At 68.1% G+C, this 23,706-nt stretch carries 15 protein-coding genes and 1 pseudogene; 6 read left to right on the top strand and 10 right to left on the bottom strand.

Annotation, left to right across the window (positions count from 1 at the left end; translation table 11 throughout):
- Window positions 1-2 precede the first annotated feature (2 nt).
- Complete coding sequence (locus CMC5_RS18710) at window positions 3-1,175, top strand: efflux RND transporter periplasmic adaptor subunit (RefSeq protein ID WP_169796587.1); 1,173 nt, start codon at window positions 3-5, stop codon at window positions 1,173-1,175.
- The gene (locus tag CMC5_RS18705) at window positions 1,172-4,282 is read left to right on the top strand and encodes an efflux RND transporter permease subunit (RefSeq protein ID WP_050431705.1); all 3,111 of its coding nucleotides are present in this window, start codon (window positions 1,172-1,174) and stop codon (window positions 4,280-4,282) included. Before CMC5_RS18710 ends, CMC5_RS18705 begins: the two co-directional genes overlap by 4 nt.
- A gap of 16 nt (window positions 4,283-4,298) precedes the next feature.
- Here the strand turns inward: CMC5_RS18705 and CMC5_RS18700 are convergent, their stop codons facing one another.
- The 3 genes from CMC5_RS18700 to CMC5_RS18690 all read right to left on the bottom strand — a co-directional run bounded on the left by CMC5_RS18700 (window position 4,299) and on the right by CMC5_RS18690 (window position 8,056).
- Window positions 4,299-5,435, bottom strand: coding sequence for a two-component system sensor histidine kinase NtrB (locus CMC5_RS18700; protein ID WP_218920288.1), 1,137 nt, complete (start codon window positions 5,433-5,435; stop codon window positions 4,299-4,301).
- 462 nt (window positions 5,436-5,897) lie between these two features.
- The gene (locus CMC5_RS18695) at window positions 5,898-7,103 is read right to left on the bottom strand and encodes a porin family protein (RefSeq protein ID WP_050435980.1); all 1,206 of its coding nucleotides are present in this window, start codon (window positions 7,101-7,103) and stop codon (window positions 5,898-5,900) included.
- Between the two features lie 56 nt (window positions 7,104-7,159).
- A complete protein-coding gene (locus tag CMC5_RS18690; RefSeq protein ID WP_050431703.1) occupies window positions 7,160-8,056 on the bottom strand; it encodes an SMP-30/gluconolactonase/LRE family protein in 897 nt (298 codons plus the stop codon).
- On the opposite strand from CMC5_RS18690, the gene CMC5_RS18685 reads away from it, so the two are divergent.
- On the top strand, window positions 8,055-9,140 hold the full coding sequence (locus tag CMC5_RS18685) for a hypothetical protein (RefSeq protein ID WP_050431702.1): 1,086 nt from the start codon (window positions 8,055-8,057) through the stop codon (window positions 9,138-9,140). The genes CMC5_RS18690 and CMC5_RS18685 overlap by 2 nt on opposite strands.
- Before the next feature lie 9 nt (window positions 9,141-9,149).
- Here the strand turns inward: CMC5_RS18685 and CMC5_RS18680 are convergent, their stop codons facing one another.
- From CMC5_RS18680 to pyk, 4 genes are all read right to left on the bottom strand, one after another.
- Complete coding sequence (locus CMC5_RS18680; RefSeq protein ID WP_169796585.1) at window positions 9,150-9,995, bottom strand: SIMPL domain-containing protein; 846 nt, start codon at window positions 9,993-9,995, stop codon at window positions 9,150-9,152.
- A gap of 185 nt (window positions 9,996-10,180) precedes the next feature.
- A complete protein-coding gene (locus tag CMC5_RS18675) occupies window positions 10,181-11,131 on the bottom strand; it encodes a hypothetical protein (RefSeq protein ID WP_156338715.1) in 951 nt (316 codons plus the stop codon).
- A 162-nt stretch (window positions 11,132-11,293) separates the two neighbouring features.
- Complete coding sequence (locus tag CMC5_RS18670; RefSeq protein WP_050431700.1) at window positions 11,294-13,177, bottom strand: serine/threonine-protein kinase; 1,884 nt, start codon at window positions 13,175-13,177, stop codon at window positions 11,294-11,296.
- Between the two features lie 182 nt (window positions 13,178-13,359).
- Window positions 13,360-14,787 carry a pyruvate kinase gene (gene pyk / locus CMC5_RS18665; RefSeq protein ID WP_050431699.1) on the bottom strand — a complete coding sequence of 476 codons (1,428 nt, stop codon included), beginning with the start codon at window positions 14,785-14,787 and terminating at the stop codon, window positions 13,360-13,362.
- Between the two features lie 309 nt (window positions 14,788-15,096).
- Between pyk and lysA the strand changes: the two genes are divergently transcribed.
- Window positions 15,097-16,398, top strand: coding sequence for a diaminopimelate decarboxylase (gene lysA, locus CMC5_RS18660; protein WP_169796584.1), 1,302 nt, complete (start codon window positions 15,097-15,099; stop codon window positions 16,396-16,398).
- A 537-nt stretch (window positions 16,399-16,935) separates the two neighbouring features.
- Here lysA and pnp read toward each other — a convergent pair.
- Both pnp and rpsO read right to left on the bottom strand, forming a co-directional pair.
- Window positions 16,936-19,029 (bottom strand): annotated as a pseudogene (gene pnp, locus CMC5_RS18655) (polyribonucleotide nucleotidyltransferase); the annotation flags it as partial.
- Between the two features lie 443 nt (window positions 19,030-19,472).
- On the bottom strand, window positions 19,473-19,739 hold the full coding sequence (gene rpsO / locus CMC5_RS18650) for a 30S ribosomal protein S15 (protein WP_050431697.1): 267 nt from the start codon (window positions 19,737-19,739) through the stop codon (window positions 19,473-19,475).
- A gap of 323 nt (window positions 19,740-20,062) precedes the next feature.
- Between rpsO and CMC5_RS18645 the strand changes: the two genes are divergently transcribed.
- Window positions 20,063-21,679 carry a serine/threonine-protein kinase gene (locus CMC5_RS18645; RefSeq protein WP_169796582.1) on the top strand — a complete coding sequence of 539 codons (1,617 nt, stop codon included), beginning with the start codon at window positions 20,063-20,065 and terminating at the stop codon, window positions 21,677-21,679.
- A 22-nt stretch (window positions 21,680-21,701) separates the two neighbouring features.
- Here CMC5_RS18645 and ruvX read toward each other — a convergent pair whose 3' ends face one another.
- Window positions 21,702-22,148 carry a Holliday junction resolvase RuvX gene (gene ruvX / locus CMC5_RS18640; protein WP_050431695.1) on the bottom strand — a complete coding sequence of 149 codons (447 nt, stop codon included), beginning with the start codon at window positions 22,146-22,148 and terminating at the stop codon, window positions 21,702-21,704.
- A 188-nt stretch (window positions 22,149-22,336) separates the two neighbouring features.
- Here ruvX and hisS point away from each other — a divergent pair, with 188 nt between their 5' ends.
- On the top strand, window positions 22,337-23,629 hold the full coding sequence (gene hisS / locus CMC5_RS18635) for a histidine--tRNA ligase (RefSeq protein WP_050431694.1): 1,293 nt from the start codon (window positions 22,337-22,339) through the stop codon (window positions 23,627-23,629).
- The last annotated feature ends 77 nt before the right edge of the window (window positions 23,630-23,706 follow it).

The following is a 23,706-nucleotide window of genomic DNA, read 5'->3' as shown; positions in this document are numbered from 1 at the left end:
ACGTGACGCGAGCGCAGCGGTGGGTGCTGGGGGTGGGTGGCGTGATCGTGGTGGGTGCGCTGGGCGGGGGCGCGGCGCTGCTGAGACGGGCCGAGGGGGTGGGAGCAACGGCGCTCTCGGAAGAGCCGCGTGGGGTGACCGTCACGCCAGCGCACGCGACGCGCTACCGACCGTCGCGGCGCTTCGTGGGGACGCTCGAACCGTGGCAGCGCGCCGACATCGGTCCGCAGCTCGTCTCGGCGTACGTGGAGACCGTGCTGGTGCGCCCCGGCGACGCCGTGAAGCGCGGCCAGGTGGTGACCACCCTCGACTGTCGGAGCGCGAGCGCCGGGAACAGGAGCGTCGCGATGCAAGCGCGGGCGCTCGACGAGCGGCAGCGGGCGCTCGCGAGCGAGGCGGCGCGGGTGCAGGATCTCGTGGGCGGAGGGTATGTCTCCAGGAACGAGGCCGAGCAGAAGCGGGCACAGAGCGCGGCAGCCGACGCACAGCTCGCGGCGCTGAAGGCACAGCTCGCCGGCAAGACCCTGGAGGTGAACGACTGCACGCTCCGGGCGCCGTTCGATGGCGAGATCGTCCGACGCAGGATCGACCCCGGCTCGTTCGTGCGACCTGGCGAGGCGCTGCTGACGCTCATCGATCGAGGGCTCGTCCGGGTGACGGCCGACGTGCCAGAGGCCGATTTCAGCGCCGTTGCGCCTGGCGCCGAGGTCGAGCTGAGGATGATGGCCACGGGTCGCGCGATGACGGCGCGGGTGTCGCGGCGAGCCGCAGCGGCCAACCCGATGACGCGGACGCTGCACGTCGAGATCGATGTGCCCGATCCAGAGCGCGCACTGCCCGTGGGGACGACGGCCGAGGTGCGCGCGGAGGTCGGAGAAGCACAGGAGGCGCTCGAGATTCCCCTGCGCGCAGCGACGGTGCGTGGCGGGAAGGCGTCTCTCTTCCTGGTCGAGGAGGACGTTGCGCGCTCGGTGACGGTGCAGGTGCTGGGCGAGGCGGGCAAGAGCCTCTTCGTCACGCCCGACTTCCCCGCCGGCTCGCTCGTGGTGGTGGAGGGGCGTGGCCAGCTCGCGAACGGAAACGTCGTGCGCGCCAAGGTGGAAGGAGATGTCTCGAAAAGACCGCCCCACACCCCGATCCCGGCTGCGGTGATCCCGGCGGTGCCGCCGCGATGACCCGGCTCGCACTGAAGAATCCCCTCGCGGTGCTCGTCATCGGGCTCGCTCTCCTGGTCTTCTCGGCCGTGGTGACGCCGCGCATGAGCGTCGACACATTCCCGGAGCTGACGCCGCCGGTGCTCATCGTGGGCACGCTGGCGTCCGGGCTCGGGCCAACGGACGTCGAGAAGACGATCACCTGGCGCCTTGAGAAGTTCATCGCGGCGACTCCTGGCGTGGACCACATCAAGAGCGAGTCGCGCAACAGCCTGAGCATCATCTATGTGTGGCTCAAGTGGGGGACCGATCTGAACGCCGCACAGTCGCTGGTGCAGCAGCAGGTGGCGTTCGCGATGTCGTCGGTGCCGAAGTCGCTCGGCGTCCTTCCGCCGTTCGTGCTGCAGTACGATCCCTCGAACGCGCCCGTCCTCCAGGTGGCCGTCCACGGCGGTGGGCTCAGCGGCGCGCAGCTCTACGACTTCGCGGTCAACACCATCGAGCCGATCATCGAGGGGATCCCCGGCGTCGCCAGCGCCTCCCCGAACGGCGGACGCGAGCGGCAGATCAACGTCTTCGTGGATCCAGCGCGCGCGCAGGCCCGGGGCGTCACGTCCACGGAGGTCGCCGCCGCGGTCGACAAGGCGAACGCGCTGCTCCCTTCGGGGCGGTTGATGACGCCAGGCTTCGAGGCCAACGTGTACACGAACGCCGTCGCGCCCCGGGTCGACGAGATCGGGGAGGCGGTGATCAAGGTGGTCGACGGCGCGCCGGTGCTGGTGCGCGATGTGGCGCAGGTCGAAGACGGCGGATCGCTGCCGACGCAGTTCGTGGCCGTGGATGGGGAGCCTGCCGTCTACCTGAACGTGCTGCGCATCCCGGGTGGGAACACCGTGCAGATCGTGGACTCGATCAAGGAGGCGCTCACCCACCTGCCAGATCTGCCGGCTGGCCTCTCCGTGAGGCCGATCTTCGATCAGTCGACGTTCGTGAAGGGGGCCATCACCGGGCTCCGGCGCGAGATCGTGCAGGCGCTCTTCCTCATCGCAGCGGTGATCCTCGTTTTTCTGCAGAGCGCACGCTCGGTGCTGATCGCGGCCATCTCGGTCCCGCTGAGCTTCGCCGTGATCCTGCTCGTCCTCTATGCGACGGGCCAGTCGCTCAATGCGTTCACACTGGGCGGGCTGACGCTCGCCATGGGGCCGCTGGTCGACATCTCGGTGGTGGTGCTGGAGTCCATTCACCGCCGAAGGCAAGAAGGTGACGACGCGGCCACCGCTGCGCTCCGGGGAGCGCGGCTCGTGGCAGGGCCGGCGCTCGCGGCGTCGCTGTGCACCATCGCCGTCCTTCTGCCGGTCATCCTGCTGACGGGGCTCGCGAAGAAGCTGTTCTCCCCGCTCGCGCTGACGGTCGCCTCGGCGATGGTGGCCGGCTACCTGGTGAGCATGCTGGTCACGCCCGTCGCCTGCCGCTACCTGCTCGGCCACGGAGAGCCAGGCCGGCTCGCGCGCGCCCTCCAGCGGATGGTCGAGGGCCTGTCGAGCGGTTACGCGGTGGCGCTGCGGGCGGCGCTCGGGCTCCGCTGGCTCGTGGTCGGGGGCACGCTGGTGCTCGTGGCCGCCAGCGTGTACGGCGCGTCGAGGCTGCCAAGCTCGTTCTTTCCGGAGATCGACGAGTCGATGGAGCGGGTCTACGTGCGGCTCGCGCCCGGCACGTCGCTCGACGAGTCGACGCGGATCTTCCAGGAGATGGGCAAGACGCTGCGCGAGGAGCTGCCGCCGGAGGACGTGGAGCTGGTCCTCCTGAACGTGGGGTCGCCGAGCAAGGCGAGGTCGAAGATGAGCAGCCCGAACGCGGGGCCGCACATGGGGTTCATCCGCCTCGCACTGACCCCGCCGGAGCGGCGCGCGCGGACCCAGCGAGAGATCGCGGACGCGATGCGCGAGGTGCTCGCGCGGCGCTTCCCGGGTGTGGAGATGCTGCAAGCTCCCGGTGGCCTCGTGGCGAGCGTCTTCTCGAACGGCTACAACGCGCCGCTCGTGGTCGAGGTGCGCGGTGATCGGCTGGAGGTGCTGGAGGCGCAGGCGCAAGCGGTGGCGGACGTGGCGCGGCGGGTGCCCGGGGTGCGCGACGTGTACCCGGCGCTGCAGCTCGACTACCCGGAGTTGCGCGTGACGACGGACCGGCAGGGGGCGGGGCTCGTGGGGGTGACGGCACGCGCTGCGGCGCAGACGACGCTCGAGGCCACGCTCGGGAACATCAACAGCCCGTCGGTGTGGGTCGATTCGGCGAATGGCCAGTCGTACTACGTCGTCACGGCCTACGATCGAGCGCAGATCGAGGATCCCGGGCGCTTGCGGGAGGTCCCGATCCTGGCGAACGCGAGCGCCGGCGCGGTGACGCTGGGGAGCTACGGGACGATCGAGCGCGCCGCAGGCCCGGTCGCGATCGAGCGCAACCACCTCCAGCGGGTGGCCACGGTGATGATGCAGACCGAAGGGCGCGACCTGGGCACCACCGCCGCAGACCTCGAGAGCCGGCTCCTGGAGGACCCCAGGACACGGGACGCTCGGTTCTCGCTCGCCGGGCAGGTCGAGCTGATGCGCACCACGTTCTCGGGTCTCGGGGTCGCGCTCGGTCTGGCGGTGATGGTGGTGTTCATGATCATGACCACGCAGTTCAAGTCGCTGCGCTTGCCGCTGGTCATGCTGTTCACCATCCCGGTGTGTCTCGTCGGGATCGTGATGGCCCTGCTGGCCTCACGGGAGGGGCTGTCGATCCCGGCCATGATGGGCACGCTCATGGTCATCGGGATCGCCGTGTCGAACGGGATCCTGCTCGTCGATCACGCGGACCGTGTGTTTCAGGCGGGGGCCGACCGCGTCGAGGCGGCGGTCGAGGCAGGTCGCGTTCGGTTCACGCCGATCCTCATGACCAGCCTGGCGACGATCATCAGCTTGATGCCCGTGGCCCTGGGTCTCGAGCACGGGACGGAGTCGAACCGACCCCTCGCCCTCGCCGTGGTCGGCGGCCTCGCCTCGTCGACCTTGCTGTCGCTGTTCCTCGTGCCGTCGATGTTCGTCTTCCTGGCGAAGCGGAGAGCCATCGACACGATGCTCGACGCCTGAAGACCGAGCCTTCAGCTCATGCCGTCTTGCCGGTGCACGGCAAGAGCATCCGGACCGTGGTTCCCTGGCCCGGCTGGCTCTCGACCCGGATCGCGCCACCGTGCCTGCGAACGATGCCGATGACCGTCGCGAGGCCCAGACCGCGGCTGGCGCGCTTGGTCGTGAAGAAGGGATCGAACATGCGGAGCTGCGTGAGGTCGTCCATGCCGCACCCGCCGTCGCTCACGGTGCAGCACACGTAGCGGCCGGGATCGAGGGTCTCGCCGAAGCGCATCTGCGAAAGGCAGGCGGCGTCGGCGTCGACGAGCCCGGTCTCCAGGGTGACCACGCCTCCCGCATCACCGAGCGCGTCGGTCGCGTTGGAGATGAGGTTCATGATCACCTGGCGGATCTGGGTCGCATCCCCTGCGATCGGCAAGGCGCCTTGAGCGAAGTCGTACCGCAGCGTGACGCCCTTCGGCAGCCCCACCTCGAGCAAACGGGGCATCTCGCGGACCAGCTCTGCGAGGTCGAAGCCCTTCTGCTGGAAGCGGCCTCGGCCCGCGTAGGTGAGCATCTGCTTGCACAGATCGGAGGCTCTACGCGCGGCGATCTGGATCCGCTCGATGTCTTCGCACACGGCGGCGCCAGCGGGCACGTCGGTGAGCGCGAGCTCGGAGAAGCTCAGGATGCTCATGAGCAGGTTGTTGAAGTCGTGGGCGACGCCGCCAGCGAGCATCCCGAGGCTCTCGATGCGCTGCGCTTCACGGATGCGCTCTTCACGCGCTCGACGCGCCTCCTCGGCGTGCTTGCGTTCGGTGATGTCGGTGGCGATGGAGGTGATCCCGACGACCTCCCCGGACGCGGAGCAGATCGGTTCGACGGAGACGTCGAAGATCCGGCGCTCTCCCTCGACGACGAGCTCCACGTCCTCGCGCATCGGGACCCGCGTCGCGAGCACGCTCCGCTTCATGGCGGTGAGCGACGCCGCCTCGACACGACCGAAGACTTCCTCGTCGGTGTGGCCGATGGCGCGCTCCGTCTGAGGGGTCGCCGGATCGATCCGCGTGTACCGAAGCAGCGCGTCCTGGTCGAGGATCAACGTGTTCGTGTGGGCGAGCGCGCGTGTCAGCCGCTCCTCGTTCTCGCGAAGTCGACTCTCGTTTTGCCGCACTGCGAGCAGTGCTCGGCGAGGTTCTTCGACCAGATCGCGGCCTGGAGGTGCGGATGGCCGCACGCTCGAGACAACCCTCGCACCGACGATGCTGCTCATTTCCCCCCCTGCCTCCCCCGCCTCCGTTCGAGTTACCTGGAGAGGCAGCCCGTGAACAGAGTCAGCTATCTAGCAAGGTCGAGCCTACAGGAAGTGCCGGCCAACTTTCCATGCAGGCGCGCTCGGAAAGCCTGCTGCGGCTCCGCCTTCAGGACCGACCTGATGATTTCCGGGCGAGATCACGCACTGGACGTCCCGCTGAGGTCGTCGTCCGAGGCGGTTCCATCAGGGCCTGTACCGGACCCCACAAGCCGTCCACGGGATTTCCCCCAGGACTTTTCCAGCGAGGGCCGTGGCGCTGAACGTCGTCTCACGAACGTCGTCTCCTGATGTCCTGAGCCCGTCGTGCGACGCGCACACACCTCAGCTCCTGGGTCGTGGGACGGGGATGTGAAAGGTCGCGCGGACGAGGCCAATCAAGGAGTACGTCGTCTCCGGCGACTCGATCGGAGGCAGGTCGTAATACGTCATGTAGCCTGCTGCCGAGAGCGCAGCGAAGGGGGTCGCCCACCAGCGGACGGCGGCGGCCCCAGCGGTAGCGCCTCCAGGGGTGACGTCGGAGGCCCCACGCGCGAGGTCGATGCGCTCGAAGCGCCCTGCGACTTCGAGCGCACCTGGCAAGGGGCCGGAGCCCGTGCTGGTCGGCCAGACACCCGGCGTGCGCCAGGCGCCGACGGCCATCCACGCGACCTCGAACATCATGCCCGACGAGTTGATCGGGTCCTGTGAGACGCGGGGGGTCGCCGGGTTCCCGTCGGTGTCTCTGGCGCGTGACTCGTGGGCGTACGTGACCTCTGCCGTGAGCTTGACGGGGCCGGCGAAGGCGACGAGGTGCGCCTCCATGACGCGCCGCGGTCCGAAGACGGTCGGGGAGCGGTAGAAGAGAAAGCCGTCGGCGGTCGTGGCTCGAACGCCAGGCCGGTCTTCCGCGGCTTCGGCGTGGACGCCGGCGCCGAGACGGAGGCCGAGCAAGGTGGTGGCCGAGGCCGTGGGCAAGGCGCGGCCGAAGGCGGCGTCGAGCCGCGCGTCGATGGAGTAGTCGCTGTTGTCGTTCCCGAGGACGTTGCCGGAGCCGTTGCCGCCGCGCACCCACACCTCGATCGGGAGGCTGGGCGTGGGGAATCGGTGGACCTCGATGCCCACGTCACGCGAAGGCCAGAAGGCGCGGGTGACCATGGAGCGCTCGGGGACGGGGAGCATCCACACCACGTCGTCGCGTGCGGACGCGAAGAGCGGTGTCTTGCGGGCCCCCATGCTGATCTCCCACTCCGCCGATGGCCGCACCGCAGCGTAAGCGTCGAGCAACACCGGCTTTTCGAGAGCCCATTCGGCCTGTCCGACGGCGATGAACCAAGGTGCGAGCTGGGCGCGCGCTCCGAGGCGGAGGCGCGCGATGGCGAAGCCGTCCTCTCCTTCGACGCGCTCGGCGGAGTGGACCCGTGCGTCGGCTTCGCCGACGAGGAGCGGCTGGATCTCCGGCTCGAAGGCCGCGGCCGAAGTGAGAGGAAGCGATGTACCGAGCAGGGCGAGCGCCGAGCGCTTTGCGAGCCGCGACAGCTGGCGCCGCATGCGCGTGTGGACACGCGATGTGAGCTGCACCCGGCGTGGTGGGAGGGGGTGCTGCATCACTCGATGGGGAGGATGTGGAGCGCGTGGTTCACGCCATCGGCCTCGGTGCCATCGTGATCGGCGATGAACAGGCGGCGGCGTGCGGCGTCGTAGGCGACACCTCGGACCTCCTGGAAATCGCCGGCGATCTCCGTGAAGCGGCCGCTGCCCCAGATCTGGCGGACGCTCCCTTGCTTGCCACCACTGAAGATCGAGCCGTCCGGTCCCTCGCAGAGCAAGTCCGGGCCCGGAAGCTGAGCCATCACCTCCAGGGAGGTGGGTGCGTTCATCGGGGCGCGCACGATGAGATCGCGATCCTGATCGCTGACGATGAAGTGGTCATCCACGGCGAGGACGCCGACGGGCTTCTGCAGGCCCGTGATCACCTCGGTCTCGGTCCCGGAGAGATCGAGGCGGGCGACGCTGCCGTTCTTCACGCCGTTGAGGGAGACGAAGAACGAGTCGTACAGCGTCCCGTCTGCTGCGACGGTGAGGCCGAGGCGACGACGCTTGGGATCGAGGTTCGGGACCTCGCCCGAGGTGCCGTCGGGTCGCACGAAGACGACCGCGCCCGAGGTGCCGAAGCCGAAGCGCGGGACGACGAAGGTCCCGTCCGCGAGCTTGACCACCTGCCCGAGCCCCGGCCCATCCGGCGGGGCCGGAGGAAGCTCCGCGGCGAGCGTGACGCCCTCCTCCTCGGTCCAGGCGAGGATTCGGTTGTTGTTGTCATCGGCGATGTACAAGGTCTCGTTCGCCGCATCCCAGAAGAGGCCGTTGGGATCGCCGTCGAGCGCGAAACGCCTCGGCACCTCGGGGGTCGGGTCATCCGGATTGGCCGGTCCCCCCGGCGTGTTACCGCCGCATGCGGCGAGAGAGAGCAGGGAGAAAAGGCCGACGGAAGCGAGGCGCCACATGGCGACGCCCTATCACACGGGTCAGGGGGCGAACAGCCTGTCCCCCGGACTCCCGATTCCATCACGAGCCAGCCGCGCGTACCGTGAGCAGGAACGACGGTCCGACCTCTCGGGGGCGGAGCGGCTGCGGAAAGGAACGGACGTGCGACTCCGGATGCTCGCGTTGCCCTTGCTGTGCTGCGCTCTCGTGGGCTGCGGTGCGCGGAACGATCTGCTCGGCGTGCTCGAAGGCGAGGAGCCGCCGGGCGGTGAGGGCGCAGGAGGTCCGGGTCCGAGCAGCGGTCCTGGCGCCACCCAGCCCAACCCGACTGGTCCGTTCCCCGAACCCGAGCCACCGCCGGTCTGCGACGACAGCGCCGAGCCCATCTACGTGCTCGCCTCGAACGGGCGCGTCTATCACTTCTGGCCTGTGGAGCGGCGGCTCGATTTCGTCGGCCAGATCCCCTGCCTGACCTTCGGTGGTCCGCGGCTGCCGAACACGATGACGATCAGCCGAGACGGGTACATGCTCGTCAACGCCCTCAACAACGGCACCGAGGGGTGGGTCACCCGCGTGGAGCTCAGCAACCTGAGCTGCAGCGCAGACGAGCTCCGGCTCACGAACGACGCGACGCAGATCGGGATGACCTTTCTCCGAGGGCGGCAGGACGAGCCGCTCTTCACGCTCGGGCTGAGGACCTCCACCGGGGATCAGTCCTCCACCGGGCTCGCGCGGCTCGAATTTCCGGGCGGAGTGCGGACGGTCGTCGGCCAGGTCGGCGCCCCCTTCACCTTCGAGGACGGGGACCTCCGCTCGACCGGAGGTGGGCGCCTCTTCGGCTTCTACCGCACCAGCCCCCTGCAGCTCGTGGAGATCGATCCGAACTCCGGCGCGGTGCTCGGTTCGTTCGTGTTGCCAGGGCTGATGCTGCCCAGCGCGTGGGCGATCGCGTCGTGGGGGGGAGATTTCTACCTGTTCACCGCTGATCCGGTGGGCGCGCAGGTCAGCCGCTTCCGCCCCTCCGACGGCTCGTTCGAGAAGGACTACCTTCCCAACCTCCAGATCTCGGCCGTCGGAGCGGATGCGCTCACCTGCGCGAGGTGATGCGCGGCGTCAGCGCGGCTTGAGCGTGTAGACCACGCGGATCTGCATGCCGAAGCGGACCTCTCCCGACGAGATCGAGACGGAGTCGTGAGCGTAGCCGTAGCCAGCGCTCATGGCCTGCATCCGCGGCATGGGTGAGGCGACGCCGCCCGTGAGATCTTCGCGGATGGAGACCAGCTCCCCCAGGGTGACTCCACCGAGACGGGCGAGCGCCTCGGCGCGGGAGCGGGCATCCTTCATGGCCTCGTCACGAGCCCGGGCCGCAACGGCGTCCTTCTTGTCGATGGAGAAGGAGACGCCCCAGATGTTGTTCGCACCTGCAGCCATGGCGGCGTCGAGGGCGGGTCCCACCTTGCTGAGGTCACGGAGGGTGATCTCCACCGTGTTGCTCACCCGGTAGAAACCACGCGGGGCAACGGGCACGATCGATGGCGTTGCAGGAGCGGAGGCCGCCGCCGCGGCGCTCGCGCCAGCCGCTGCTCCCTTGGTCGCACTCCCCAGCTTGGGGGTGGGAGCCGGCGCCATGACGGGCGCGGCCGGGGCTTCGGTCGGATACGGGTGGGGAGGCTCGGGCTGACGCTCGAAGTTGACTGTGAAGTTGCTGGTGCGGATGTCCTTCTCGGCGATGCCGAGCTGCTTCAGAGCGGACATGATGGCTGCCATCCGCTGGTTGGCTTGCTGGGTGGCCTCACCGACGGTCGCAGAGAGGATCTCGATCCCCAGGTTGGCCTGGGCGATGTCGGGAGGCGTCGTGACCTCCGCCTGACCGAGGACGACGATCTGGTGCTGCTCGACATCCGGGCTCGCGACCTGGACCGTCGTCGATCCACAGCCAACGAGGAGAGGGGCGGACACGAGCAGTGCGCCTGCCAGAGACAGGCGGCGACCAAGAAAACCTAGCTTCGTCATGATGGAAGAACGCATGGGTCGGGCGGAGCTTACACACTTTCAGTCTCCGCGCTCGGCCGCGCAGGAGCCCCCCGATTTCCGCTGGCACCAGAAGGCCGGAGCCCACGCCGGGGACGGGCGTGAGCCTGAACCTAGAACCGCCCGGAGAGGCCGACCCCGAGGTTGCCAGGGGCGGCCGAGATGGACGGCGTGATGGTGGGGCGGGGCCGGAGCGGGATCTTTCGTTTCTGAACGCGGCTCCGTTCAGGCACGAACGTGGCCTGCGCATGGACGATGCCTGCAACGGTCAGCACGGCCCAGGCGCCGAACGCGACGCGGTTGATCAGGGTCGCCGTCTGGATCCGATCGTTGAGCTGGTCGATGTCGACGATGGATTGCTCTTGCCCCGAGGTGGTCGGGGGCGGAGACACATCGACGCCTTCGTATCCGGCGACCACGAACGCCGACGCGACGGTGGTCGCGCCCGTCAGCGCCTGGCCCGCCAGGAAGAACCAGCCCAGCCCCGTGTCTCCGTTGTAGAACTGCCCCACGCCGAAGGGCATGGCGGCGACCCAGCGCGAGCGCCGCTCCACGATGCGCTCCTCCGAGGCGAGGCGCTCGAGGTCAGCGATCCAGCGCTGCTCTTCCTCCCTCAAGCGCCCAGCTGCGAGGCGCTTCTGTCGCTCTGCCTCGGCCTTGGCCCGGGCCGAGGTTTCGAGCTTCTCACGGATGCGGGCGCGGACGACGGTGAAGCGATCGATCACCTCGGGCTGAAACACGGCGGGGTTGGGTGTGTAGGCGGGATTGGCGAGGAGCAGGGACTCGATGATGGCGTCCGCGTCGGCGCCACGACCGAGCGCGATCAGTGACGCCGCGTACAGCGCACTCGCTCGCTCGATGAGATCAGGGTCCGTGATGCGGCAGCGGTGGTCCGGGTCGCTCGGCCCAGGTCCGCATGGGGGCTCGGCTCGGGTGAGCAGGACCGAGAAGCGCGCGGCGGCCTCTTCGTACTGACCGCCGTCGAAGCGGGTCTTCGCCAGCTCGAAGAGCTGCAGCTCGTCCGCAGCGGCGCTCAGGGGCGACGCGAGGGCGAGCGCCGCCACGGTGGAAGCGAAGATCCACCGTCCGAGCCTGCGGGCAGCCCGTGAGCGCCACGGTGAGGCTGCCCCTCCTCCAGGTTCAGCGGCCATGCGGACGTCGAGCCGTCATGTACCGGACTTTTCTTCGGTCCGGGGAGATTTCCGAGCAGGGCGGGTTGAAATGCTTCAGTTGGACGGCCAAGAGATGGTGTTCGCCTCTCCTGAGCGAAGCGTCACCTTGACCTGGCTGGGGACGGCGTCCTGGGTCGGCGGGGTGAACAAGCAGGAGCCTATCCAGGTGACGTCGGGGAGGACCACCGACTGCGGCGCGCCCCCAGCGAAGCCACTGAGGCCGATCGATGGGCAGGTGTACTGGGCGTTCGCCGGTGCGCCGGCGAGGGACACCGTCGCGGGGAGGAACTCCAGCTTGATGACGATGCTCTGAGCTCCAGCCGACTCGTCGGCGGCCGTCACGGTCAGGGGTCCGTCGAACGGCTTGCAGCACTTGGAGTTGGGGACGCTGACCTGGGCGTGGTGCACGCCGACGTCGAGCCACTTCGGGTCGCGGCCGAACCAGCGAAAATCCTTGCCGTCGAGCTTCATTCTGGCGCCGCCAGGGATGACCGCGATGTGGACCTTGCGCTGGTTGGGGTGAGCGGCAGCGCCCGCCGAGGGCTCGGGAGGCACGCCCGAAGGGAGGGGGAGCGGGATCAGGGGGGGGCGCAATCGACGTGTGTGCGCGCTCCCATCGGGGCGAGAAGAGGGAGCAGGGATGGTCGGGCGGAGCTCGTTCGACGAGGCCGACCGCGCCCCACCTGATGCATTCGCCGCGGGCCACGGCGCGGACCGGGCGATCAGCGGTGAGCGGGTGCGGAAGTGCCGTGCCACGCCGTAGGAGGCGACACCGAGTGTCGCCGAGCCGATCAGGAGCAGGGCCATGCGGCGCGCGAGCTGGCGCCGGCTCTGCGTGGAGGTGAGGCTGGAGATCTTCTTGAGGATCGTGAGGTCATCGGGCGCAAGCGCGAGCGCTCGGTTGAGATCCGCTGCGGCGCCTTGCACATCGCCGTTCCTGCGGGCGCTCTCGGCGCGGGTCACGAGGCGGGGCACCAGCCGCTCGACGTGGGCGGCGACGTACCCCTCGGGGTCGGTGAAGTAATCGACGAGTTCCGCGCGGGGGTCGACGATGCCGAGGCTCTCGAACTCCCCTCGGATGCTCTCGGCGAGCGCTCCAGGGCCTGCTATCCGGTCCGCGGGCTCTCGCGCGAGCGCGCTGGCGACGACACGGCTCCAGCGTCCCCCGACGCTGGGTCGTTCCTGATCGGCCGGCGGGTAAGCGCCTTCCAGCACCCTGCGCAGCACTTGCGCGGGGTTCTTGCCCTCGAACGGGAGGTGCCCGACGAGGCACTCGTACATCAGGACACCGAGCGCGAAGGCGTCGGTCCGGGCATCGACCTCGCCACCTTCGATCTGCTCCGGTGCCATGTGCGCCGGTGAGCCGAGCACCTGCCCCGTCGAGGTGAGGCCCTGGGTGTCGAGGATCTTGGCGATGCCGAAGTCGGTCAGCTTGATGAGCACGACGGGCGGACCGGAAGCGTTGGAGCGCTCTGGAGGAGAGGCACGATCCTCGGGCAGCTCGACGAGCACGTTCTCCGGCTTCACGTCTCGGTGGATGATCCCGCAGGCGTGCGCGTGCTCCAGTGCGCTGCACAGCTCGAGGACGATCGCCGCGCCCACCTCGGCGGGCAGCTCCGGGTGCTTCTGCAAAAGCTTGCGCAGGGTGCAGCCTCGGAGCAACTCGGCAACGAGATAGCGCTCGCCGTCGTCTTCGGTCGCGACGTCGTAGACCTCGACGATCCCCTGGTGCCGGAGCTTGGCGGCCGCGCGTGCCTCGGCGAGGAAGCGCGCGGCCACCTCCGTGTTGTCTCGGAGGTGCTTGTGGATGACCTTGACGGCGACCTCGCGCCCGAGCCGAGGGTCGCGGGCGCGGTAGACGGTCGCCATCCCCCCGTGGCCGATCTCCTCGATCAGCTCGTACTTGTCGAGCTTCGGTGGACCACTCGAGAGGCTCACCAGGGCCGGTGTGGGGTTCGAGCGCTGGGGTTCTGCGGTGCGCAGCCCCGAGCGAGAGCTTGCGCTCCGGGAAGAGGAGACGGGCCCGTCTCCTCCGTGGCTGTGCTGGCGCGCGGCCCCTGCGACCGGGACCGGCGTCGGCCGGGGCTCCGATCGCGGGGGTTCCTCGCGCGCCTGCACGCTCACTCGACGACCTTGACTCGAATCGTGTTCGTGCTGCCAGCCACCCCGACGGGAGCGCCGAAGACGGCCACGAATTTGTCGCCCGGCGACACCATGCCGTTGGCGACGAGGACCGCGCTCGCGTTCTCGATCATCTGATCGGCGTCTCGATAGAGGTCGATGGGGAACGGCACGACGCCCCAGAGCAGCGCCAAGCGGCGTCGGGTGGTGACGTTCGGTGAGAAGGCGACGATGGGGACGACGGGCCTCGCCTTGGAGGCGAAACGCGCCGTCTGGCCATTCTCTGTGAAGGCGACGACGAGGCGGGCGCCGATCTCGGAGGCGATGTCACAGGCGTTGCGCGCGATGGCCTCGGCGACGCTGGCGCGCTCTCCAGGCCCTTCGCTGAACCGGTAGCGGTAGAAGCGACTCTGCTCTGCCTCGGTGATGATGCGCGCCATCATCCTCGCGACGAGGGAAGGATGCTGCCCGGTCGCGGTCTCCTGCGAGAGCATCACCGCGTCCGTGCCATCGAACACGGCGGTGGCCACGTCGCTGGCTTCGGCGCGGGTCGGCCTTGTGGCGGTCACCATGGACTGGAGCATCTCGGTGGCGACGATGACCGGCTTCTGATGCGTGCGGGCGAGGCCGAGGATCTCTCGCTGGATGACCGGCACGCGCTCCGGGTTGAATTCGACGCCGAGATCGCCGCGAGCGACCATCACGCCGTCGGTGGCGAGGATGATCGACTCGAGGTTGTCGATGGCCGCAGGGGTCTCGATCTTGGCGACGATGGGGGTGGGGCGGCCCCACGCTTCGCAGATGTCCCGAACCAGGCGAATGTCGTCTGCGTTGCGAACGAAGGAGAGCGCCACGTAATCGACGCCGTGAGACAGGCCGAACGCGAGGTCGGCTTTGTCCTTCTCCGTGAGCGTGGCCAGCCGGACCCGCCGCGCAGGGAGGCTGACGCCGACCCGATCGCGCAGCTTCCCGCCCTGCGTCACGACGGCCTGGACACGCTCGCCATCGATCCGCGTCACGGTGACGATGATCCGTCCGTCGTCGATGAGCACCACGTCCCCTTGCTGCAGGTCGAACGCGAGCCCCTCGTAGAGGATGGGGATCTCCCCCTGGGACGCCTCGGGTGTGTTGCGGTCGGCTTCCGTCAACCAGACGACCGAGTCCGTCTCGACCTGCCAGCCACCGTCCGTGAACTTCCCGGCGCGAATCTTGGGACCACAGAGATCCTGGAGGATGGCGATGGGCTTGCCGCAGGCATCGGCGGCGGCGCGGACCGTCGTGAGGCGACGACCATGCTCTTCATGGCTGCCGTGGGAAAAATTCAGCCTGGCCACGTCCATACCAGCCCGGATCAGCTGCTCCAGGGCGGGCTGGTCGTCACAGGAAGGACCTATCGTACAAACAATTTTCGCCCTACGTACGAGCACGCGGCGAGCATGACACGAGCCGGGCCCAGGGCACTAGTGTTAGGGGGCACCTGGGGCCGCGAGAGCTGAATCCGTGCGGTCGCCACGTAGATTGGGGTGGTCCCTGCGTGCACGGAACAACGGCCGGGTTCGCTGGAAGGACTCCGCTTTCTCCATCCCAGAGGGCTGCTTTCCCGCTGGCGGGCAGCAGCTCGGGCTGGAGAGACGCGCGTGAAACATTCGCGGTCGAGCAGGTCAGGTCCCTGGGCCGGGGCGCGCGCTCTCCTTTACCGGCACGCCCAGCCGCGCTAGCTCCCCGTCATGCCGCTGATGCGTGATGCTCGAGGCGCAGCCGTGATGGGTGGCGCGACGCTGGATGATCTGTTCGAGAGCCACGCACGAGACGACGGTACACCGTGCTTCAAGACGCCGGCGTATGTGTACGATCTCGACGGGATCAGCGCCTCGGCGGCCGAGTTCATCGCCGGCTTCGGCGCCGTATCTCATCTCGTCGCGTACGCGCTGAAGGCGAGCACGTCCGGGCCCATCGTGCGGGCGCTGAGCGACGTGGGCTGCGGTGCGACGGTGGTATCCGGCGGTGAACTCTCCGTCGCGCTCGCCAGTGGGATCCCCGCGGAGAAGATCGTGTTCAACGGGGTGGCCAAGCAGGACTGGGAGATCGATCTCGCCATCGGTACGGGAACGCGGGGGATCCTGGGGCTGCACGTCGAGAGCGTGGAGGAAGTGGAGCGGGTGCGGGCGCGCGCCAGAGCGCTCGGACGGCGGGCGCGTGTGGGGATCCGGGTGAATCCGGACATCGAAGCGGACACCCACCAGAAGGTCGCGACGGGCCACGATGAGGCCAAATTCGGCGTGCCCGTGGAGGATCTCGCGTTGGCCTGGGAGGAGATCTCCACCGCGCCGGAACTCGACCTGGTGGGATTGTCCTGTCACATCGGGTCACAGCTCACGCAGACCACCGAGATGCTGCGCTCCGTCGAGCTGCTCCTCGGGATGGCCCGGGAGCGCGAGGTGAGCGGTGGGCGCCTCGAATACCTGGATTTCGGCGGGGGGTTCGGCATCGACTACGGCGGGATGCGGGAACCTCCGCCTCCACCAGCGGCCTTCGCGGCCGCCATCGCCCGCAGGGTCGCTGACTCGGCGTTCGCAGACCGGCTGGTCGTCGTCGAGCCAGGGCGCTGCCTGGTGGCTCCCCATGGTGTGCTCTGCGCGAGCGTGGTGCTGGCCAAGAGGACCCGGGCAGCCGTCGTCCCGCGGCGGTGGCTGGTGCTCGACACCGGGATGAACGATCTCGTGCGCCCCGCGATGTACGGTGCGCACCACCGGGTGGAGCCGATGCGGGCCGCGCCGCCTGGGCCTGGAGAAGGCCTTCCCTTCCGTGTCGTCGGTCCAGTCTGCGAGAGCTCCGATGATTTCGGGGAGCACCGCTTCACCGAGCCGCTGCCTTCCCGGGTGCTCCTTCGCGATGCAGGAGCCTACGGATTCACGATGGCCAGCGAGTACAACGGGCGCCCGCTCCCCACCGAGATCTTCCTCAGCAAGGGCGTTGTGAGCGCTGCACGCCGCCCGCGCCTGGTGGAAGGCTGGGTCGACGAGCAGATCCGGATGTAGCGGAATCAGGTCAGCCCAGCACCGCTGGGCCCAGGGCGGAGCGCACCTCGACAGGGTGCGCTCCGGGGGAGCTCAGGAACGGTGCGTCGGATCTTCGGGGTCACGCGATCCGTGAGCATGACCTTCGTCATCCCCACCGGGTGACGACCGTCGCTCCTCCGGAGCCGGTGCGCTGCGAGAGACGCCTGCCTCTCCCCCGTCGGCGGGGTGCGACTCCGGAGCCCTCCGGCTCATCGTGTCACCTCGACGCAACGTCGCGCGCTCGGGCCGCTCCGGCCGCGCGGGTCGCTCGCCTCTTTCGGGACGAGGAGGCGCTTCCTGGCCTTCGCTGCGCTCGGCTCGGACGGGGCGCTCTCCGCCGCCTTCACCCCGCTCGAACCGCGGAGCGCGCTCTCCAGCTTCGCTGCGCTCGGCTCGGACGGGGCGCTCTCCCCCTTCCCCACGCTCCGGACGCCCCGGTCGCGAGAACCGGTCGCCACGCTCGGGCCTCTCTCGATCACGACCGAAGCGCTCCCGTGAAGGACGCTCCGGCATGCCCTCCGGAACAGGAAGGAGCTCCTTGCGGCTCAGCCGGATCTTCCCGTCGCGCTCGACGCTGACCACCTTGACCTCGACGCTGTCGCCTTCCTTGAAGAGGTCCTCGACGCGCTCGACGCGGTGGTGCGCCATCTCGGAGATGTGGAGCAGGCCGTCGATGTTCGGCAGGATCTCGACGAAGGCGCCGAAGTCCGCGACACGCTTGACCGTCCCCTTGTAGGTGGCGCCCACTTCCGGCTCCGCGGTGAGCCCCTTGATGATGTCGAGGGCCTTGCGGACGGCGTCTGCGTCAGCCGAGGCCACATTGACCGTTCCATCGTCTTCGAGGTCGATGGCGACACCGGTCTGATCGACGATGCCCTTGATGGTCTTGCCGCCGGGGCCGATGATGAGGCGGATCTGGTCCGGCTTCACCTTGAACGTGGTGATCCGCGGCGCGTGCTGGCTGAGTTCCGGACGCGACGAGGGCAAGGTCTCCAGCATCTTGCCGAGGATGTGCAGTCGCCCCTCGCGCGCCTGCTCGAGCGCCTGCATGAGGATCAGGCGGCTCAGCCCCGCGATCTTGATGTCCATCTGGATGGCCGTGACGCCTCGCGCGGTGCCACACACCTTGAAATCCATGTCGCCGAGATGGTCCTCGTCACCGAGGATGTCGGAGAGCACGGCGTATTTGTCCCCTTCCATGATCAAGCCCATGGCGATGCCCGCGACGGGCGCCTTGATCGGGACGCCTGCGTCCATCAGCGAGAGACAGCCACCGCACACCGCCGCCATCGACGACGAGCCGTTCGACTCCAGCGTCTCCGACACGATGCGGATCGTGTAGGGGAACTGGTCCGCGGGCGGGATCATGCGCGTCAGCGCACGCTCGGCGAGCGCCCCATGGCCGATCTCGCGCCGCCCCGGGCCACGCATCGGCTTTGTCTCACCCGTCGAGAAGGGGGGGAAGTTGTAATGGAGGTAGAAGCGCTTCCAGGACTCCCCCATCAGGTTGTCGACCTTCTGCTCGTCCGTCGACGTGCCGAGGGTGGTGGTGACGATGGCCTGGGTCTCACCACGCTGGAACAGCGCGCTGCCGTGGACGCGGGGCAGGAGGCCGGCTTCGCAGGCGATGGGACGGATGCTCCTCCCATCACGGCCGTCGATGCGCTTGCCCTCGTCGAGGACATAGGTTCGCACGATGTGGGCTTTGCGCTCCTCGAACTCGGCCTTCACCAGCCGCTCGGCGGCGAGGTACTTCTCCGGGCCCAGCTCCGCGAGCAGCGTCTCGGTGAGGCTCTTCTTGATCGCGCTGTAGCCGTCGTACCGCGCCTTCTTGTTGGTGACGCGGGTGGCCGACGAGAGCGGGGGATCCACGATCTCTGCGACGCGGCTCTTGATCACCTCGTCGAGCTGCGGCGCGGCGAACTCACGCTTCGGCTTGCCGACGGCAGCACGGATCTTGTCGATGAGGTCGATGATCGGCTGAGCCGTGTCGTGCGCGAACATCAGGGCGTCGATGATCTCGGTTTCCGTCGCCTCCGCAGCACCACCCTCGACCATCACGATGGCATCGCGCGAGCAGGCAACCACCATGTCCATGTCGCTGCGCTCCAGCTCCTCCACGGTCGGATAGGCGATGAACTCGCCGTCGATTCGACCGACGCGGACACCAGCCAAGGGGCCGCCCCAGGGAATGTCGGAGACATGGAGCGCAGCGCTCGCGCCCGTCAGCGCAAGGACGTCCGCCTTGTTGAGTTTGTCGCTCGAAAGGACGGTCGCGATGATCTGTGTGTCCTTCTTGAACCCATCGGGAAAGAGTGGTCGCAAGGGGCGATCCATCAGCCGGCAGGTGAGGATTTCCTCGTCCCGCTGGCGAGCCTCTCGCTTGAAGAACCCACCAGGAATCTTTCCAGCCGCGTACGACTTTTCGAAGAATTCACAGGTGAGGGGAAAGAAGTCGAGCCCGGGGCGCTCGTCCTGACAGACGGCCGTGACGAGCACCATCGTCTCGCCGTAGGTGACGAGCACCGACCCGTGAGCTTGCTTGGCCAATCGGCCTGTTTCGAACGTGAGCGGACGGCCGCCCACCATGATGGATTCCCGAACGAACATGGATTCTCAGTTCCTCTCGCGTACGCGAGGGCCGCTGCGTGCGGCCGCTACGCCGGGCGCGAGGGCGTCGCTTCTTCCTCGGTTCCTGCGCGCGATGAGGGACAGTTCGCGCGCACGAAGCGAAGATGAAGGCGTGCGTGCCCGCACCCGGAAGCGTGGCTCACGAAGGCACCGCACTACCATCGTGCGAGACCCTCGAAAGTAGGTCATTCAGTCGTACTGCGAATATCCACATGAGCTGATGACCTCACGGTCAGCGCCTGTGGACAACTGAATTCATTAGATGTTCTGATGGTATGTGGCCAGCAAATAAAGCCGGTTACGCACTGGTCTGGCCGGTCGATGGAAAGCGTACAGCCGCGAACCCACCGGGTGGTGAGTTCACGGCTCTCGCCGTTCCTGCCATCATCTCCCCGGCTGGGGAGACCGATGGCGACGGACGCTCACTTGCGGAGGTTGAGACGACCGATGAGCTTGCGGTAACGCTCGATATCGATCTTCTTCAAGTAGTCGAGCTGGCGACGCCGCTGGCTGACCAGCTTCAACAATCCCCGGCGCGAGTGGTGATCCTTCGGGTGGGTCTTGAAGTGATCCTGGAGCTGGTTGATCCGCTCGCTGAGGAGCGAGATCTGCACCTCGGGTGAGCCGGTGTCGCCCTCGTGGGTCTGATACTGCTGAATGAGTGTCGCTTTTTGAACCGGATGAAGCATCGACTCTGCTCTCTCAATCGAGGGCGCGAACGCCCTCTTGGCCTCGCCGAGGACTGCCGAGTCCCCGGCCCGCGCGGATGGTTGATGGTGCGCGGAGACCGGCCAAGTGACGCCTGACGGCGAGCCCTCACCCGGAGCGGCAAGAGCCCACAGAAGTCAGGCCTGTAGGCACGGAGGCGCGGGAGTATACGCAGCTCCATCCCCTGGTCAACGGTCTGGCCCTCCCCTCCTCGCGGGCGGCGTGTCACGGGGCTGAGCGCAGGCAAGAAATCTCACCCTCTGCCCGAGCGCTTTGGCTAGGCTGGGGAACGATGCCCGGCACCATGCGGCCCCCCGTGGGAGCGATGCGCTCGCAGGCGGACCTGCAACTCGCACACGCCTCAACGTCGTACTCTTCCTCGCCGGAGTCCCTCAGCGGGTTCACATCGAGCGGATCGCTGGCCAAGGTCTGTCCCGCCTGTGGCGTCCACTATCCGAGCGAGTTCAAGGTCTGTCCTCGTGATGCATCTGCCTTGGAGGATGCCGAGGACGACATCCTCCGCGACGAGTTCGTCGGCAAGACGTTGAGCCAGACGTACTCCATCGTTCGCGTCGTGGGCGAGGGCGGCATGGGACGCGTCTACGAGGCACGCCATACCCGCATCGGAAGCAAGCGCTTCGCGATCAAGATGCTTCACCCGGAGTTCGCCAGGCAGCCGCAGGTCCTGTCGAGGTTCCAGCGTGAGGCAGAGGCCGCGGCGACGGTGCAGAGCCCCTACGTCGTCGACGTGTTCGACGTCGATCGCACGCCGGACGGGCGTCCCTTCCTGGTCAGCGAGTTCCTCGAAGGCAAAGAGTTCGCCGAGTACCTGAACGAAGTGGGGCGGATGGGCGTCGGGCCTGCCGTGAGGGTCGTCCGGCAGATCTGCAATGCGCTCTCCGCGGCCCACGCCAAGGGCGTGGTTCACCGTGACATGAAGCCGGAAAACGTCTTCCTTACCGGCGACATGAGCGTGCCCACAGCCAAGGTGATCGACTTCGGGATCTCCAAAGTCGACGACAGCGGCGGCACCGCCCTGACGAAGACCGGGATGATCATGGGGACGCCTTCTTACATGGCCCCCGAGCAAGCGCGGGGCGAGCGCGTCGACCACCGGGCCGACGTCTACGCCGTCGGCGCGATCCTCTACTGTGCGCTCACGGGTCAACGTCCCTTCGATCGCGGCGATCCCACGGCCACGCTGACCGCCGTCCTGACCGAGGATCCGCCGAGACCGCGATCGCTGGAGGTCTCCATCCCCGAAGCGCTGGAGCTGGTGATCCAGCGCGCGATGGCCAAGGCGCCGCTCGATCGCTATCAGTCGATGGCGGATCTCGATCTCGACCTCGCTCCCTACGATCTGAGCCCCTCGGATGGGCTGGATGTGGCAGCCCCGTCGGTTCCCGGCGGCTCACGACCTTCACTTTCGCCACGCACCAACATGACGGTGGTAGGCCGCAAGGCGCAGGAAGTCTCGATGGCGCGGCCGCTCATCGTGCTCCTCTCGGTGCTCGGCCTGTTCGCCATCGCGGGTGGCCTCATCAACCTCGCCACGGCCATCGTGCGGCTCGTGCGCGGGGGCAAGGCGACGGACAACCTCACCAGCTTCGAAGCCGTGATCCTCACACTCGGCATCGGCTTCACGCTGATCTCTCCGACCATCCTTGCGGCGCGCCACGTGCTTCGCTCGGTGTGGAACAACAGCATGAAGTCCGTCACGCTCGCAGAGAAGCTGCGAACGCCCGTGATGGTCGCGCTCTGCGGCTACGGCTTCGCCTCCCTGCTCGTGCGGACCATCGAGTCCGTGGTGTTGCGTCGTGCCGCCGGTGTGGCCTGGCCCGTCTGGGATATCATCATGCTGGTCATCGCCATCGGCGGCGCCGTCGGGGCCTATCTGATCACGAGAGGGGACCGGCGCTGACCGCGGCCAGCAACGAGACACCTCACTGCCCTGAACGACGATCCAGCCAGGCCTGCAGCAGCACGGCTGCCGCAGCGCCATCAATCCGTTTCCGCGCACGACGACTGTTCACCCCTCCCTCCCGCAGGCGGCGCGATGCCTCCACGGTGCTGAGCCGCTCATCCACGAGCTCCACGGCGATCCCGGTGGCGTTCGCGAGTTCCTGGGCAAAGGTCGTCGCCTTGCGTGCCGCAGAGCCTTCCCGTCCGTCGAGGTTGAGGGGCAATCCAACCAAGAACCGCTTCACGCCCTCCTCCCTCGCCAGCGAGGTGAGCGCCTCGAGCACCGCCTTACCCGTCGAGCCGTCGAGAGGCGGCCTCGGATGCGCCATCAGGCCGAGCTCGTCGGTCACTGCGACCCCAATCCGCGCTGCGCCTAGGTCGATCGCTGCGACCCGCCCCTCATCTAGACCGCTGTCCTTGCGCACCATTCCACCGCAAGACATAGCCCGGTCGGACCGCTCGTGCACCCACCTCACGTGGTGTGCCTCGCCTCAGCTTGCCTCGTGACGGGGCCCCGCTCGTAGGCGTCCAGAGCCGAGGCGCATCCGGTTTTCGGCTCGGGGGCGTCCGACCAGCTTGACCCGCTCGCCCGCACCGACCATAAGCGCCCGCCAACATGGATCTCCGCGCGGTCAGGGGGATGAACGACATCCTGCCCGAGCAGGTGCAGCGCTGGCACCAGCTTGAAGCCGACTTCCGCCTCCACGCGGAGCTGTACGGCTACGCCGAGGTCAGGACGCCGCTCCTCGAGCACACGGCGCTCTTCAGCCGGCAGATGGGAGAGACCACCGACGTCGTCGAGAAGGAGATGTACTCCTTCGAGCGGCACGGTGAGCAGCTCACGGTGCGCCCCGAAGGGACGGCCAGCGCGGCTCGGGCGTATGTCGAGCACGCCATCCACGCCAAGGAGCCGATCACCCGCTGGTACTACCTCGGCCCCATGTTCAGGGGTGAGCGACCGGCGAAGGGCCGTTACCGTCAGTTCTATCAGGCCGGCTGTGAGGTCCTGGGCGACGCAGGTCCTGTGTGCGACGCGGAGATGATCGATCTCGTGTCGAGCTTCTTGCGGAGAATTGGCGTCCCAGGCGTTGCCATCCACGTGAACAGCTTGGGCTCTGCGGGCACCCGAGCGCGCTTCCGGGACGAGCTGCTCAAGTACTTCACACCGATCCGAGATCGGCTCAGCGAAGACTCGCAGCGCAGATTCGAGCGCAATCCTCTGCGCATCCTCGACTCGAAGGACCCTCGCGATCAGGAGGCCGCCCAGGGGGCCCCCTCGATCCTCGAGATGCTGGACGCGGAAGATGCTGCTCACTGGAAGGGCTTCCAGCACGCACTCGACGTCCTCGGTCTCCCCTACGTGGTGGACCCAGGCCTGGTGCGCGGGCTCGACTACTACACGCGGACGCTCTTCGAGGTGAAAGCCATCGGCTCCGATCTCGGCGCCCAGAGCACCTTGCTCGGCGGCGGACGCTACGACAACATGGTCGAGAGCCTCGGTGGCCCGAAGGTGCCCGCAATCGGATTCGCGATGGGTCTGGAGCGGCTGCTGACGGTGACGCCCGAGCCCCCTGCTCGCCGCGGGCCCGGGTGCTATCTCGCACCGATCGGTGCTGCCGCAGGCGACAAGGCGCTGGTGCTGTCGCGCGAGCTGCGCTCCTTCGGCGTACGCGTAGAGCTCGACGGGCGAGGCGCACGCCTCAAGCCCATGCTTCGACGCGCGGATTCACTGGGCTCGCGGTTCTGCATCATCCTGGGCGACGCGGAGATCGAACGCGGAGTGATCACGGTCAAAGACCTGATCGGTCACGCACAGGAGGAGATCCCGCTCGAAGGCGCGGCGAGAATCCTCGCCGATCGGGTCAGCGAGCCCGCCCCAGAGAGCAACCACCCACGGGGCAACCGTTGAGCGGGGGAGCGGTCCTCCCGAGCACTCCCCAGCCAGCCACGGGCCCGGAACTGGGAGTCTCCACACCGATCCGCGGT

The sequence above is a fragment of the Chondromyces crocatus genome (assembly GCF_001189295.1).
Classification (GTDB): Bacteria; Myxococcota_A; Polyangia; order Polyangiales; family Polyangiaceae; genus Chondromyces; species Chondromyces crocatus.
This window is presented reverse-complemented; position numbering and strand designations above follow the sequence as displayed.